Source organism: Duganella sp. Leaf61 (genome assembly GCF_001421905.1).
Classification (GTDB): Bacteria; Pseudomonadota; Gammaproteobacteria; order Burkholderiales; family Burkholderiaceae_D; genus Rugamonas; species Rugamonas zoogloeoides.
On the sequence record NZ_LMLM01000033.1, the window covers coordinates 79,014 to 94,938 of the forward strand.

The window sequence follows — 15,925 nt, forward strand, 5'->3', positions numbered from 1 at the left end:
CGCCGTCCGCTGGCGTTTATTTTCGCAGTACCACGATCCCTGCCTGGTGCTTCGACAGCAGCACGGTAAACAAGCCGACCAAGGTACGCATGCCGGGTATTCGCAGCAGCTTGCCGAGGCGGCTGTTGGCGGTCTGGCGGTACAAGGCAATGTAGAGATAAGAGGCATGCGGATGTACGCTGAATTCGCGGAAGCCTGCTTTTTGGCCTGAACGGATGATCTTGGCCGGATGCATATCGCGCTCGGTCGTGCCGAATTCCGCCATCACAGCGGCAGACCGACGCGCATGGCCCAAACCGGGTTCCGAGGTAATGCAGATACCGCCCGGCTTCAGGGCGCGCCAGGCGCTCTGCAGGGCGCTCACTTCGTCCACCGCGTGATGCAGGCAGTCGAAAAACACCACCACGTCGAACTCTTCACGGAAAGAAAGGGACTCGTAGTCCGCCGCCACGAACTGGAGGTTTTCCAGACCTTCCTTTTCCTTGAGCTGGTAACCGGCCGCAATCGCCTGCGGCACCAGGTCGGTACCAACCACATCGTAGCCGCGCTTGGCGAACATCACGCTGGTCCACCCGGTGCCGCAGCCCATGTCGAGCAAGCGGCCACGCTCCGGCATCAATCCGAGCATGGCGCCAAGCTCCATCAAGTACAGTCCGCATTCGGCATCGGACCAGGGCTTGTGCGTGGCGTGCTGCATGCCGTCATGGCCAATTTTTTCGAAATATTCGTGCTCGCCTTGCGTCGCCATCTGGTCGCCTGATTAATTAAAAAGCAAATTTTAATCGATTGCAGGCTCGCGCACAGTTACGCGCGCGGCAGGGTCACGCCGTGTTGTCCCTGGTATTTGCCGTTGCGGTCCTTGTACGAGACGTCGCACAGCTCGTCGCTTTCGAAGAACAGCACTTGCGCGCAGCCCTCGCCGGCGTAAATCTTGGCTGGCAGTGGCGTGGTGTTGGAGAATTCCAGGGTCACGTAACCCTCCCATTCCGGTTCGAACGGGGTGACGTTGACGATGATGCCGCAGCGGGCATAGGTCGATTTGCCGAGGCACACGGTCAGCACGCTGCGCGGAATGCGGAAGTATTCGACGGTGCGGGCCAGCGCGAACGAGTTCGGCGGAATGATGCAGACGTCGCTCTTGATATCGACGAACGAGTTCGAGTCGAAGTTCTTCGGATCGACGATGGTGCTGTTAATGTTGGTAAACACCTTGAATTCGTCGGCGCAGCGGATATCGTAGCCGTACGACGAGGTGCCGTAGGAAATGACCTTGCGGCCTTCTTCCATGCGCACCTGGTCCGGGAAAAACGGCTCGATCATGCCGTGCTCTTGCGCCATGCGGCGTATCCATTTATCGCTTTTAATCGTCATCGCAAAGTCATCCTGAGTGCTGGGAGGGCGCGGCTGCGCCGAATGGACGAGATTTTACGCGAAAGCACCGGCCTTCAACATATTTTTAGGCTGCTCCATCAGTAATTCGCCGATCATTTCTATGGTGGCGTCCGCCGCCACCAGCGGCGTCTCCATCGGAAACAAATGCCCACCGGCCACGATGCGGAAGTGCGATCCCACCAGCGCCCTGGTGTGTTGATGGCCCGACTGGCTGGTTTCCCACGAATCGGCGCCGCCGATAAAACCGATCGGCACCTTGAGCCCGCGGCGCAGGATGCCACCGAGGTGATGCGGCAGCGTCGCATACACCTTGGTTTCGACTTCGCGCGTGTAACGCAGTTGCACACCGTCCGGGTGCGGCTTGAGACCGCAGGCGATGTAATCGGCCAGCACGCCCGGGGCCCAGGCGGCAAAAATATCCTTGGCTGCGAAGTGTTGAAAAGCCGTCTCGGCATCGGGCCAGACGAAGCGGCGGCGCTTGGAGAACTTGGCTGGCGGCATGTCGTACTCCTTGCCCGCGAGCTTGATCACGCGCCACACCAGCGCCCGCCAGCCGGCCACGACGGGCGCATCGAGCATCACCACGCAGCGCACCAGGTCGGGCCGCTGGTACGCCACCAGCAGGCTGAGCATGCCTCCCAGCGAATGGCCGACCAGGATCACCGGCTCGGTGTAGCGCGCCACCAGCTCGGCAATGTACTCGTCCACCAGGTGCGGCCAGCAGTCGGTGACCGGGTAATGCGGGTTGTGGGCATGCATGTCCAGCGCCTGCAGGTCGAAGTGTTCGCCCAGGCGACCGAACATCTGGCGATACACACCGGCCGGGTAACTGTTGGCGTGGGCAAAATGAAGCTTGGGCAGGCTCACGGGCGATCTCCGTAGATTGTTTTTATGTTAGCTGCCAATTGTAACGGGTGGATGTCTGCCCTGCTTGGTGGAAAGGTTCTAAACGGCCACTTGCCCCGACACTGTGCGCCAGCTATGCCATTCTATCGGTCATGCCAGTAGCGGGCGTTGGTTAGACGGTAGGCGCGAATCTCCAGCCTGGGGCCGAAGTCGAGCGTGAGAGCGCCGGTGCGGTCGGTGCGCAGGCGTTCGATGCCCAGCTCGCCATAGCGCTGATATACCTCCTTTTTGGGGTGCTGGTAGCGGTTACGATGTCCGACCTGGAAGATTGCCGTCTGCGGCTGTACCGCCCGCAATAAAGCTGGCGTGGAACTGGTGCCGCTGCCATGGTGGGGCGCCAGCAGCACGTCGGCACGCAATCGTCCGGCGTCGCGCGCCAGCAACTGCGCTTCCTGCGCAGCCTCGATATCGCCGGCCAGCAGTACCGATTTACCGGCTGCCGTAATGCGCAGCACGCAACTGCGCGCGTTCGATTTCAGCGCGGCATCCACATGGCTGGCGGCCAACGGGTGCAGCACTTCGAACAGCACGCCGTCCCAGGTCCAGCGCTGGCCAGCCGCGCACCGCACATGCTGGCGCGCCGCCTGGGCAATCGGGTGGCCAGGACTCAGCGACGACAGCACCCAGTCGGCGTGAATACTATCGAGCACGGCCAGCGCGCCGCCCGCATGATCGACATCGCTATGGCTCACCACCATGCCATCGAGCCTGTCGATGCCGCGCGCCCGCAGATACGGCACCAGCACGCGTCCGCCCGCGTTACTGTCTGGCCCATAGGCAGGACCGGTGTCGTACAGCAGCCGGTGGCCGCTGGTTTCGATCAGCAGCGCCATGCCCTGCCCCACGTCGAAGGCGGTGACGGTCATCCGTCCCGGCGCCGGATGCACGGATTCGGCCGCCAGCAACGGTATCCACGTCGCCAGTCCCAGCCAGCGCGCCGGCCAGCCGCGCGGCGCCAGCAGCCAGAGGGTACCGGACATGGCAAGGCAAAACAGCCACCACGGCGGCACCGGCGCGGTCCACACCGCGTAGCGCAGTCCGCTGAACCATACCAGGCAAGCCGCCAGCCACTCGACCAGCGCATGCGCCAGCACCAGCAACGGCGTACCTAGCACAGCCGGCAACATGCTGCCAGCCAGCGCCAGCGGCGTGATGATCAGGCTGATCAACGGGATCGCCACCGCATTGGCCACCGGGCTGATGATGGACACCTGCGAGAACAGCAGCATCGTCAGCGGCAGCAAACCAAGCGTGACGGCATATTGCGTATGCGCGCCCAGCCTCAGTGCCGGCCACAGCTGTTTCACCCACGCCTGTGCGCGCGTGGAAATCGACTCGGCGGGCTGCGCCTCGCCCGGTTGCAGGCGCACTGGCCGTGCCGTGGTCCGCCCCGTCGTGGCATACACGATGATTGCCACCGCACCAAACGACAGCCAGAAGCCCGGCCACAGCACGGCCCACGGATCGATGACCACCACCACGCCCAGCGCCGTGCACAACACGTGCGAAAAGTCGGACAAGCGGTTGCACCACAGCGCCACCGCCAGCACGATCAGCATGTACAGCGTGCGCTGCGCGGGCACGCCAAAGCCGGCCAGCAGCACGTACAACAGCGCGCTGACCGCTCCGACCAGCGCCGCCACCTTTTGCGCCGGTAGCAGCAACGGCAACTGCGCGCCGGTAAAAAACGAGTGCCGCCACAGCGTCAGCGCCAACAGCGCAAACAGCCCGGCCACCATCGTGATATGCAGGCCACTGATGCTGACCAGGTGACCGATGCCGGTGCGGTTGAACACCTGCCAGTCCGATTGCCCGATGCCGCGCTGGTCGCCCACCACCAGCGCGACGATCACGCCCGCGTACTGCTTGCCGTCCAGGGCCAGCTCGATGCGCGAGCGCAACGCCGCGCGGCTGCGCTCGACCAGGTTGCCGGCGCTGACCACAAACGCCTCGAGTCGGCGGTTGTCGCGGTCGGCGCGCACGTAGCCGGTGGCGCGCACGCCCTGCTCCAGCAGCCACGCTTCGTAGTCGAAGGTGTGCGGGTTGGCGTTGCCGTGAGGGCGTTGCAGCCGGACCGTCAGGCGCCAGCGCTCACCTGGCTGCACGTCACCGACCACGTCGGTCCGTTGATCGCGAAAGCCGCTGTACCAGGAGATGGCGATGCGCGGTGGCACCGGCGTCGGCAGGATGGCAGTGCCGGTACGATCTTCCACCCGCTCCACGCCCAAGTTGAAGCGCACGCCCTGGGCGAAACGGTAGGGCAGATTATCGATGGTGCCAATGACGATGAAGTCGCGGCCCTCGTCGTCAGGCGCCAACGACGGCGCCATGGCGCGGTGGGCCAGCCACGCGGCCCACAAAAAGCCGGCTATAAATCCCGCCAAGCCAGACGCCAGCTTGGTCAAGACCCTGGGCCACACGGCGCTGCCATCCCTGATAAAGATCGCGGGCCACGCGCCGTCCCTATGCTGCGAAAGTTTCCTGAACAGGAAATGCCCGCCGACCAGGCAAACCATGAAGCCGGCCACGCCGGCGACGAGGACGGCGGGTTCCGGCAGCGCTGCCTGCTGCTGTAAGCAGGCTGTACCGATGGCAAATCCGATGATTGCCGCCCTCATCGCGCATCCCTGTCAGTCAACGCATTGTCGGCTTCGAAGCCATCAGATCAAACACAGGGCCAAGTGCGGCGGGCTACTTCGCCGCCACCGCCCCGGCCTTGACCACCACGTGCTCGGTAATATTCCTGGCGGCGATGGTCTCGGTCAGGAAGGCCGTCGATTTGACCAGCAAATCGCGCGCGACTTCCTCCAGCGGTGAACCGCTGATGCTGGCATGGTTGCCACCGAGGCCGGTACCGCCGCCCCAGCCCATGGCCGATACACCGAAACCGTTCTTCTGGTTATTCGCCTGAAAAGTCTTGGATGCGATAATGCGCGCGCGCCGCACATCGACCACGCGGATGTCGATGTTCATATGGACTTTCGACTGCTTGTAGTCCACAGCGCCGGCTATCAGGCCGAGCGGGCCCTTGAGAAAACTCAGCCCGCCCAGGCCGGTGGAGCTTTGTTCGAAGCCGAGCGAAGTGATCGAACCGGTGATCATGTAATCGGCGGCCTCCGCCTCCACCCGCTTGCCCATCAGCGCCATTTCGCGGTGGATTTCCTCGAGCTCGGCGCGTTCCTGGACGTCGAAGCAGCCGGTTTGCGTGAGCGCGGTCGCCAGCATTTCGGTCATGCCGGTACCCACCCCGGTGTAATGCGGCTGCGAGACGGTGCCGCCCGACTGCCACCAGCGATACTGGCGCGGATCCTGCTGCCCGGCGCCCGAGCTGCAATCGGCGGACTTGCACTTGAATTCGGTGAACACCACCTTGGCCGCCGGCGTGGCGCACTTGGGGACGTCGATCTGGCGTTCGGAGACATCGCTGGGGTCGGCCAGGCACAGGATGGGAAGCAGCAACAGGCTGCACAGCAGGCAGCGCAACGCGCGGTGCAACAAACAGAGTGGCAGGCAGAGCGGCAGGTAGAAATAGGCTGTCATGGGAGTCTTCCGTGAGCAATGATTCATTTATGACAATAGTCAAAGAACCATTATGCTCCGGCCCACGCGCGCCAAATGTGGCGCTTATACCGACGTCCAGCAGACCTTGATACCGCTCAATCGGCTGCCAGCTTCATCCTCGGCAACACCGCCCTGGCCGCAGCAGAGCTGGCCACCGCCACCTCCTCCAGCGACATCCCCCGCAACTGCGCCAACACTTCTCCAATGCGCGGAATCTGGTCCGGACTATTGCGCCCCGGATGCACCCACGCCGGCGAGATATCGGGTGCGTCGGTTTCCAGCACAATCGCCTCCAGCGGCAACTCGGCGGCCAGGCGCCGGATCTGCAGCGCGCGCGTAAACGTCATGGCGCCGCCGAAACCCAGTTTGAAGCCGACGTCGATATAGCCCTGCGCCTGCTGGAAACTGCCGTTGAAGGCGTGGGCGATGCCGCCGTTGGGGGTGATCTGGCGCACGTGCTTGAGCACCACGTCCTGCGACTTGCGCACGTGGGTCAGGATCGGCAGGCCGAAGTCGCGCGCGATGCGCAGTTGTTCGCGGAAGAAGAAGATTTGCTTCTCGCGCATGGCCGGTTCGCACAGCATCGGAATGAAGAAATCGAGACCCACTTCGCCGATGGCGACAAACAGCGGATCGTCCATCGCAGCGGCCACCTGCTCGCGCATCACGCGCAAGTCGTCTTCTTTTGCGTGCGGCACGAAGATCGGGTGGATGCCCAGCGCGTAGCAGCCGTTCGGGATGCTGGCGGCCAGTTGCGCCACGGTGGCAAAGGTGGCCACCTCCACCGCCGGGATGACGATCATGTCCACGCCCTGCTGCTGCGCCAATGCTGCCTGGGCGATGGATTCGTCGCCGAACTCGCCGGCGTCAAGATGGCAATGCGTATCGATCCACACGATGTGCTCCTTCAGCCTGGCCGTCGCTTTACACCAAGGTCCGGTAATCGGTATCAGGCGTGCCTGATGCCGGAGCTACCGGTGGGGCCGACTCATAGGGCCGCAACCCTTCGTCGGTCAGGCGCAGCACGCGGTCGCAGCGGCGCGCCAGTTCCACGTCATGGGTGACGATGATGAATGCCGTTCCGAGGGTTTGCGAGAGTTCCAGCATCAGGTCGAAAATCTGCTGGGCGGTGGCCTGATCGAGGTTACCCGTTGGTTCGTCGGCCAGCACGCAGGCCGGCTGCGTGACCAGCGCACGCGCCAGTGCCGTGCGCTGGCGTTCGCCGCCCGAGAGTTCGCCCGGCACATGGGTCACGCGCTTGGCGAGATTGACGCGCGCCAGCATCTGCTGGGCCACGCTGCTCGCTTCCGCGCGTTTCACGCGGCGGATCAGGAGCGGCATGGCAACGTTGTCGAGCGCGGAGAATTCCGGCAGCAGGTGATGGAACTGGTACACGAAGCCGAGCGACTTGTTGCGCAAGTCGCCGCGCGCGGTTTCGCTCAGGGTGGCGAAGTCCTGGTCCAGCAGCGTGACGGTGCCGCTGGTAGGCGTATCGAGGCCACCCAGCAGGTGCAGCAAGGTCGATTTACCGGAGCCCGAGGCGCCGACGATGGCCACCCGTTCGCCACGGCGCACGTCGATGTCGATGCCGGCCAGCACCTGCACCGAGTAGCTGCCCTGGGTGAAGGTTTTACCGAGGTTGCGGCACGACAGAACCACCGGCTGATTGGTATTACTCATAACGCAGCGCCTCCGCAGGTTTTACGCGCGCGGCCCAGCGGCTCGGGTAAAGCGTGGCCAGGAAGGCCAGCACCACGGCCAGGCCGCCGATCTTGAATACGTCCGGCCAGCGCAAGTCCGATGGCACGGTGCTGTTACTGTAGATATCCTTGGACAAGAACTGCACTCCCAATAAATGTTCAATGAATGGCACGATGACGTCGATATTGAGCGCCACCAGCACGCCGCCCGCCACGCCCAGCATGGCGCCGAGGATGCCCACCAGCGCGCCCTGGATCACGAAGATTTTCATGATCGATGCCGGCGATGCGCCCAGCGTGCGCAGGATGGCGATGTCGGCCTGCTTGTCGGTCACCGTCATCACCAGGGTCGAAACCAGGTTGAAGGCGGCCACCGCGATGATCAGCGCCAGGATGATCGACATCATGCGTTTTTCGATCTGCACCGCAGCAAACCAGGTGGCGTTCAGCTGCGACCAGTCGCGCACGGTCAGGTCGCCCGCCATGCTGCGCTTGAGTTCCTGCGCCACCTGGGGCGCGCGGTGCATGTCCACCAACCGCAGACGCAGGCCGGCCGGGGCGTCGAGGCGCAGCATCTTCTCGGCGTCGGTCAGGTGCACAAACGCCAGCGACGAATCGAATTCGCTGTGGCCGGCCTCGAAAATGCCGGTCACCGTGAACGAGCGCATGCGCGGCAGCACGCCGGCCGGCGTGGCCTGGCCTTGCGCCAGCGCCAGCGTCACCTTGTCGCCAAGCTGGGCGTGCAGCGAGCGCGCCAGCTCCACGCCCAGCACGATATTGTAGGCGCCCGGCTGCAACTGGGCGAAGCTGCCGCGCCGCGTTTGCGCAGCCACGTCGGACACGGTCGGTTCGAGGTCCGGCAGCACGCCGCGCACGATGGCGGGCCGCAGGATGTCTTCGCGCACCAGCATGCCCTGCATTTCGGCAAACGGCGCCGCGCCCACCACTGCCGGGTTGCTGCGGGCGGCAGCAATCTGCTCGCGCCAGTTGGGCATCGAGCCATTGGCGTCGAACACTTCCACGTGCGCCAGCACCGACAGCATGCGACCGGTCACCTCTTTCTGGAAGCCGTTCATCACCGACAGCACGATGATCAGCGCAGCCACGCCGAGGCCGATGCCGGCCATCGAGATCAGTGAAATGAACGAGATAAAGCTGTTACGGCCGCTACGCTTGCCGGCCCGCGTGTAGCGCAGGCCCACCAGCCATTCGTACGGCAAATTTTTCATGATGCTCATAGTGTGTTAATTCCAGGATTACTCATACCGCAGCGCCTGCGCCGGCTTCACGCGCGCCGCGCGCCAGCTCGGGTACAGCGTGGCCACGAACGCCAGCAGCACCGACACGCCGCCGATGCGCAGCACATCGCCCCAGCGCAGGTCCGACGGCAAGGCGCTGATGAAGTAAATGTCCTTCGACAGGAATTTCATGCCCAGCAGCTGCTCGATGGCCGGCACGATCACATCGACGTTCAGGGCCAGCAGCGATCCCAGGCCCACGCCGATGGCAGTACCGGCCACGCCCACCAGCGCACCCTGGATCATGAAAATCTGCATGATGGAAAACGGCGACGCACCCAGCGTGCGCAGAATCGCGATGTCGGCCTGCTTGTCGGTCACCGTCATCACCAGCGTGGAGACCAGGTTGAAGGCGGCCACCGCGACGATCATGGTGAGAATAATGAACATCATGTGCTTCTGGCTTTGCACGGCTGCAAACCAGGTGGCGTTGAGCATGGTCCAGTCGCGCACGTACAGTTGGCCCGGCATGGCCGTCTTGAGTTCGCGCGCCACCTGGGGCGCCTGCTGCATGTCGGCCACGCCCAGGCGCAGGCCGGCGGGCGCGTCGATATTGAGGATGCTTTCGGCGTCGGCCAGGTGCACAAAGGCGAGCGTGGAGTCGAACTGATTGTGGCCGGCCTCGAAAATGCCGACGACGTGGAAGGTGTGCATGCGCGGCATCACGCCGGCGCTGGTGGGCTGGCCGTCGGCCAGCGCCAAGGTCACTTTTTCGCCGGGTTTTACATCGAGCAGGCGCGCCAGCTCGATGCCGAGCACGATGTTGTCGCTGCCCGGTTGCAGCGCATTGAAACTGCCCTGGCGCATCTGCTTGATGACGTCGGATACTTGCGCCTCCATCTCGGGCAGCACGCCACGGATGATCGCGGGTTTGAGCACGTCGCCGCGCACCAGCATGCCCTGCGCTTCGGCAAACGGCGCCACGCCAACGACTTCGGGATTCTTGCGTGCCTCGAGTGCCTGCTGGCGCCAGTCCGGCATCTGGCCGCGCAGGTCGAACAATTCGACGTGGGCCAGTACCGACAGCATGCGGTTGGTAACCTCTTTTTCAAAGCCGTTCATGACCGACAGCACGACGATCAGCGCGGCCACGCCCAGCGCGATGCCGGCCATGGAAATTGCGGCGATAAAGGAGATAAAACGATTACGGCCGCCGCGCTTGCCGGCCCGCGTGTAACGCAGGCCGACCAGCCATTCGTACGGCAAATTGCTGACGACACTCATAAAACTCATAAAAAACGGTCACGCGTGATGGGTTGAGGCCGCAGTGTGCCACAACTTCAGGAAATTGCCATCACGCACCGCTTCATGCGACCGAATCAGGAGAACTTTTCGTCGCCCAGGTCGTCATCCTTGCGGCGACGGCGCCCCATCACGCCCACCAGGGCCAAGCCCATGCCCATCATGGTCCAGGTTTGCACTTCCGGCACGGCCGACACGGCCGACACGCCCAGCATGGTCTGCGACTGCGCAGCGCCCTCGAAGCCGGTGAACTTGGTGTAGCTGTACATGTTTTTCAGCTGGTAGCCCTGGATATTGTCAATCAGCAGCTGGGCCGCTTCCACGTTGGCGTCGTTGCCGCGGGTGTAATACTGGTCGCCCGAGAACAGGTCGCTGTTACCATCTTGCAGCTCCCACAGCGCCAGCTGGAAGGCGATCTGGGCGTCGGTGCTCTGGCCGGTACCTACGCCGGTGAGGGTGTTGGCGTAGGCCATTTCAAACAGGGCTTTGACCGAGTCCTTGACGAATACATTGAAGGTCGCGGTGTAGATGGCATTGGTCAGGGTGTCCACCGTCGGCGCGAAGCAGTAGGCGTAGAACTGCTGGGCATAGCTGTCGTTGCCGGTCATCTGGTACAGCGCCACGCCCTGGGCGTGGAAGTCGCCAGCCGCCGGTTCCTTGAAGAACTTGGCGTCCGCATCGAAGACCATGCCGCCATCGACCGGATTCTGGTTGTAGGTGACGACTGGCGCTGGCGACTGACCAGGCGTAGCGTAGCTGGCGCCCGAGAAAGCGATGGCGATGGCGAAAGCGGAGGATTTCAGGGCGTTTTGCAAAGTGATGTTCATTGTTATTCTCTTTTAAATATAAATTATTGGTTTTTATCGATTTAGTACGGTCAGACTACAAACACTGGACACTGCCCCACCAGCTGCACCTGGGCGGCATCGGCAATCAGCTGGTCGATGGTCGGCGCCGTGATGCCGGCGTCGGCAGCATCGCTGGCGGCCACGTTGAAATACACGTCGGTCATGGCGGCGCTGTGGCCGTTGGCCAGCGTAACGGTGCTGCTTTCCATGTGCAGATTGTTATTCGCATCGAGGAACGCCAGGTCGGTGTAGGCCAGCTTCAGGCTCACCACGCCGGCTTGCGTGAGCGACACCAGTTCGCCGGCGTCGGTCTTGCCGTCGCTGTTGGCGTCCTGCCAGATCAACAGGCTGGCGAAGTCCGCATCGAGTGCATCGACCACGCCGTCGCCGTTGCTGTCGTAGCTGGCCAGCTTGGCGAAGCCGTCGCCCTTGCCCATGCCGCCGAACAGTTCGCTGATATCGTCGATCTGGCCGTTGTGGTTGCTGTCGATGGCCAGGAAGCCGTCGCCCTTGGACAACCAGCCGGTCTGGATCGCCTTGCCGGTGCCCAGCAGGTCGAAGCTGCCGGTCATGTCTTCGCGGGCGATGGTGTGGATGCCGTCGCCGTTCAGGTCGATCGCGATCGGCGTGATCGCCGCGTCCCAGCTCATGTCGTTCTTGCCGGACGTGAGGGTGATGGTATCGGTCTTGGTAACGTTGTTGAACATCTTGCCGTCGCCGGCCACGTCCGAGTCGATGGCGTCGTTGGTGCCGGTGTTCTTGACGCCCCACTTCCAGTCGCTCATGTTGTAGCCCTTGAACTTGACGTCGGTCTTGTCGAACTGAACGTAGTAGCTGCCCGGGGTCAGGTCGGCAAACTTGTAGTTGCCGTTGGCATCGGTCTTGACCGAAGCGCCCAGCTGCTTCTTCGTTACCGCATCGAACAGCGATACCGTCACGCCGCCGATACCTTCTTCGCCGGCATCCTGCACGCCGTTGTGGTTGCTGTCGCGCCAGACCTTGTCGCCGATGCTGGCCTTGCGGTAAATGCCGGCGTCTTCGGTGGTGATGTTCTGGCCCGTGCCCAGCGCGATGGTGCCGGTACGGCCCACGTTGCCGTTGACACTGGTGATGTCGGAATCGGTACTGTCGTTGCCCATGCCGGACTTGGTGAAGAACCAGCCGCTGCTGTTGGTCACTTCCACCTTGTAGTTGCCGGCGGTGAGACCGCTGAACAGGTACTGGCCGCCGTCGTGGGTGACGGTGGTGGCCTTGAGCACGTTGTTGGCGTCGTACAGCTTGACGGTCACGCCATCGACACCTTTTTCGCCGGCATCCTGCACGCCGTTGTAGTTGCTGTCTTCCCACACGCGGTCACCGATGCTCGATGCCTTGATCAGGCCGGCGTCGCGGGTCAGGTCCACGGCGCCCGAGGCCAACGTGAACTGCGAGATCACGCCGTTGGCGTCCGCATCCGAATCGATGCTGTCGTAGTAGCCCTGGTTCTGCTTGGTGAACAGATAGCCTTCCGGTGCATCGAACTTGACCGAATATTTGCCCGGGCCCAGGTCGCTGAACAGGTACTGGCCGTAAGCGTCGGTAACGTCAGTGGCGATTGCCTTGCCCGCCTCGTCGAACAGCGTGACTTTCACGCCGCGTACACCGCTCTCGTTGCTTTGCTGGATGCCGTCGCCATTGGCGTCGAGCCACACGCGGTCGCCGATGGCGCCGGTCTGATAAATGCCGGCATCCATGTTGGTGACGTTCTGGCCGGCACTCACGGTGACCGAGCCGAGGTTGCCGCTGGCGTTGGCGTCGCTGTCCGCCGCATCGCTGCTGCCAACGTTTTGCTTGGTGACGGCGTAACCGTTCGGCAGTTTCATGGCCACGCTGTAGGTGCCCGCCTCCACCACGAACTTGTAGTTGCCGTTGCTGTCGGTGGTGGTGGTCTTGACGAGCTTGCCGGTGCTGTCGCGCAGTTCCATGGTCACGCCCGACTTGCCGCTTTCGCCGCTGTCCTGGATGCCGTTGCCGTTCTTGTCGAGCCACACGCGGTCGCCGATGGTGGCAGCTGCCACCACGCCGGCATCGACGCTGTTGTTGACTTCGCCGGAAACCAGCGTGAAGCTGTGCGACAGGCCGCTGGCGCTGGCGTCGGAATCGACCTTGTCGTTGCTGCCGGCATGGGCGGTGGTAAAGCTCATGCCTTCTGGCAGCGTGGACTTGTCGAACTGCACGCTGTAGGTGCCAGGCTTGAGGTTGGTGAACTGGTAGTTGCCGTTAGCGTCGGTCCACACCGCCGCACCGACCTGCTTGCCGTTAGCATCGAGCAAAGTCACCTTGACGTTGCAAATGCCGGCTTCGCCGCTGTCCTGCAAGCCGTTGGCGTTCTTGTCAAACCACACGCGGTCGCCCACGCTGGCGGTTTTGTACAAGCCGGCATCGATGGTGTTATTGGTTTCGCCGTTGGCCACGGTGATCTGGCCGCTCTGGCCGGTGCTGCCGACATTGCTGTCGAGCGCGGCATTGCCGCCCGCGTTGGCGGTGGTGAATACATAGCCCTTGGGCGCGGTGACGGCAACCGTGTAGGTGCCGGCATCGGCCGAGAAGCTGTAGTTGCCGTCGATGCCGGTAGTGGTGGTCTGCACGACCTTGCCGGTGCTGTCCTTCAGTTGCACGGTGGCGCCAACGATGCCGGCTTCGCCCGCATCCTGCACGCCGTTGGCATTGCTGTCTTCCCACACGCGGTCGCCGATGGTGGCTTTCTGCGCCACCAGGCCGGCGCGCACGGTCACGTCGTCGCCGGAGGCCAGCGTGACCTTGCCGGTCGCGCCGGTATCAAGGTTGGCGTCGGAACCGCCACTACCAGGCGCGCCGGTGCTGGCGGTGGTCAGTGCGTAGCCGGCTGGCAAGGTCGATTTATCGAACTGCACGCTATACGTGCCCGGCTGCAAACCGGTGAACTGGTAGTGGCCACTGGCGTCGGTGGTGGCCACGGCGCCCGGCACGGCGTTGCCGTTAGCGTCGAGCAAAGTGACGCGTACACCAGCGGCGCCGGTTTCGCCTTCACTGACCAGGCCGTCACGGTTCTTGTCGAACCAGACGAATTCGCTGATCGACGCCGGACGGTACAGGCCGGCGTCGATGTCGAGGTTGTTCTGGCCCGGGGCCAGCACCACGGTGGTCTGGCCGTTGGCGCCCACATCGCTGTCGAGTGCGCCATTGGCGCCCTGGCCAGCAGCGGTGAATACATAGCCGGCCGGCGGCGCTACCGCCACCGAATAGGTGCCCGGATCGACGGTGAAGCCGTACTGGCCGCCGTCATGGGTGGTCACGCTGGCGACCACGTTGCCGTTGGCGTCCTTCAGGTTGACGACCACGCCGTCGAGGCCCGCTTCGCCGGCGTCCTGCACGCCGTTGCCGTTGCGGTCTTCCCACACGCGGTCGCCCACGGTGCTTTGCTGGATGACCAGGCCGGCGTCCAGGTGCTGCACGCTGTCGCCCGAGGCCAGCACCACTTGCGCGGTGATGCCGGTATCGACGTTGGCGTCGGAGTCGAGCGCGCGGTCGGCGCCCTGGCCCTGGGCCGTGAACAGGTAGTTGGCCGGCAGCGTGGCCTTGTCGAACTGGACGCTGTAGGCGCCCGGTTTCAGGTTGCTGAACTGGTAGTGACCGTCGGCGTCGGTGACTGCCGTGCCGGCCGGCTGGCCGGCGGCGTCGAGCAGGGTGACGCGTACGCCCGCCACGCCGCCTTCGCCGCCGTCCTGCACGCCGTTGCGGTTGGTGTCGTACCAGACGGTGTCGCCCAGCGTGGCTGGACGGTACAGGCCGGCATCGACATTGTTATTGGTGGTGTTGGCGGCCAGGTTGATCAGCCCGGTGTTGCCGCTGGCATCGATGTCGCTGTCGAGCGCGCCATCGGCGCCTTGCGCCTGCGCGGCCACGGCGTAGCCGGCCGGGGCCTTGACGGTCACCGAATAGGTGCCGGCTGCCACGTCGAAATGGTAGTTGCCGCTGGCATCGGTGGTGGTGGTGGCCACGACATCGCCGTTGGCTGCTTTCAGTTGCACTTCCACGCCCGCGACGCCCGCTTCGCCGGCATCTTGCACGCCATTGCCGTTGGCATCTTCCCAGACCAGGTCGCCCAGGTGCGCTGGCGGAATCTTGAAGGTGAGGTAGTTCGGGGTGGCGCTGGTATCGGCCGCGCCGCAGCCAACCAGGCCGCCCGCATCGCGCACCTTGAAGCCGACTTCGAAGGTACCAGCCGTGCTCTGGCTCGGCTCGAAGCTCAACTTGCCAGCCTGGATGTCGGCGGCGGAAATCTCGGTGTTGAGGGTAACGGCCACGCCGTTCAGCTTGAGGGTGCCGGCCGGCGGCAAGGCGGTGATGATCACCGACTGGAAGGCGTCGTGCTCGACGGCATCGACAAAGCCGAAATCGGCCTGGGTGAGCGTCACCGGGCTGCCATTGTCGAGGTCGAAGGTTTTGTCGGCGCCGGTCGGGGCGTCGTTGACCGGATCGACGATCACGCGCAGGTTCAGCGTGATCGTATTGCCCTTGGTGCCCTGGTCGAGCACGAACTCGTAGGTGACGAACTCGCCGTTGTAGTTGGCAGCCCACTGACCCGGACGAACATACAAGGTGTCCGCATCAATCTTGCCGAACAACGGACTGTCCTTGCTGGTGACCGTACCATCGGGCAGCACCACCGACACGGCATTGATCTTGAGCGTATTGCCGGTGCTGGGGGTGTAACCGGCGCTGGCCAGGATATCACGGATCTCGAAGCTACCTTCGGTATCTTCGCAAATGTGAATAGTGGTAGCAAGATTGATCGAGCTCATGCGTTCGCTTTCTTCAGTTCGTTTTTTTATCGACAGTGAGCCGGCGCAGCGAAACGTGATTTCGGGTGGTGCAGCGGCGGTATGGGGTGTTACGGGGCCATCACGGGGTTGGGTGATGACTTGCATTCATGTTTGTTGTCGAGATTATAGCGAAG

11 protein-coding genes are annotated in these 15,925 nt (G+C 63.5%); all 11 read right to left on the bottom strand.

The annotated features are described in order from the left end of the window. Positions 1 to 16: 16 nt before the first annotated feature. The gene (locus ASF04_RS25525) at positions 17 to 748 is read right to left on the bottom strand and encodes a bifunctional 2-polyprenyl-6-hydroxyphenol methylase/3-demethylubiquinol 3-O-methyltransferase UbiG (RefSeq protein WP_056148199.1); all 732 of its coding nucleotides are present in this window, start codon (positions 746 to 748) and stop codon (positions 17 to 19) included. Positions 749 to 804: 56 nt separating this feature from the next. Beyond that, positions 805 to 1,371: a dCTP deaminase gene (gene dcd, locus ASF04_RS25530; RefSeq protein ID WP_026637094.1), complete on the bottom strand. Its 567-nt coding sequence runs from the start codon at positions 1,369 to 1,371 to the stop codon at positions 805 to 807. Between the two features lie 54 nt (positions 1,372 to 1,425). Then, entirely contained in the window at positions 1,426 to 2,259 is an 834-nt protein-coding gene (locus ASF04_RS25535) for an alpha/beta fold hydrolase (protein WP_056148204.1), read from the bottom strand. Positions 2,260 to 2,381: 122 nt separating this feature from the next. Continuing rightward, on the bottom strand, positions 2,382 to 4,916 hold the full coding sequence (locus ASF04_RS25540) for a DNA internalization-related competence protein ComEC/Rec2 (protein WP_056148210.1): 2,535 nt from the start codon (positions 4,914 to 4,916) through the stop codon (positions 2,382 to 2,384). 73 nt (positions 4,917 to 4,989) lie between these two features. Beyond that, on the bottom strand, positions 4,990 to 5,838 hold the full coding sequence (locus ASF04_RS25545) for a CsgG/HfaB family protein (protein WP_082489022.1): 849 nt from the start codon (positions 5,836 to 5,838) through the stop codon (positions 4,990 to 4,992). A gap of 116 nt (positions 5,839 to 5,954) precedes the next feature. After that, a complete protein-coding gene (locus ASF04_RS25550) occupies positions 5,955 to 6,755 on the bottom strand; it encodes a TatD family hydrolase (RefSeq protein ID WP_056148213.1) in 801 nt (266 codons plus the stop codon). A gap of 28 nt (positions 6,756 to 6,783) precedes the next feature. Next, positions 6,784 to 7,539 carry a lipoprotein-releasing ABC transporter ATP-binding protein LolD gene (gene lolD / locus ASF04_RS25555; protein ID WP_056148217.1) on the bottom strand — a complete coding sequence of 252 codons (756 nt, stop codon included), beginning with the start codon at positions 7,537 to 7,539 and terminating at the stop codon, positions 6,784 to 6,786. Beyond that, positions 7,532 to 8,797 carry a lipoprotein-releasing ABC transporter permease subunit gene (locus ASF04_RS25560; RefSeq protein ID WP_056148220.1) on the bottom strand — a complete coding sequence of 422 codons (1,266 nt, stop codon included), beginning with the start codon at positions 8,795 to 8,797 and terminating at the stop codon, positions 7,532 to 7,534. Before ASF04_RS25560 ends, lolD begins: the two co-directional genes overlap by 8 nt. Positions 8,798 to 8,815: 18 nt before the next feature. Further along, positions 8,816 to 10,081: a lipoprotein-releasing ABC transporter permease subunit gene (locus ASF04_RS25565; protein WP_056148222.1), complete on the bottom strand. Its 1,266-nt coding sequence runs from the start codon at positions 10,079 to 10,081 to the stop codon at positions 8,816 to 8,818. Between the two features lie 95 nt (positions 10,082 to 10,176). Continuing rightward, complete coding sequence (locus ASF04_RS25570) at positions 10,177 to 10,926, bottom strand: Cys-Gln thioester bond-forming surface protein (protein WP_056148225.1); 750 nt, start codon at positions 10,924 to 10,926, stop codon at positions 10,177 to 10,179. 50 nt (positions 10,927 to 10,976) lie between these two features. Next, complete coding sequence (locus ASF04_RS25575) at positions 10,977 to 15,770, bottom strand: SdrD B-like domain-containing protein (RefSeq protein ID WP_056148227.1); 4,794 nt, start codon at positions 15,768 to 15,770, stop codon at positions 10,977 to 10,979. Between the last annotated feature and the right edge of the window lie 155 nt (positions 15,771 to 15,925).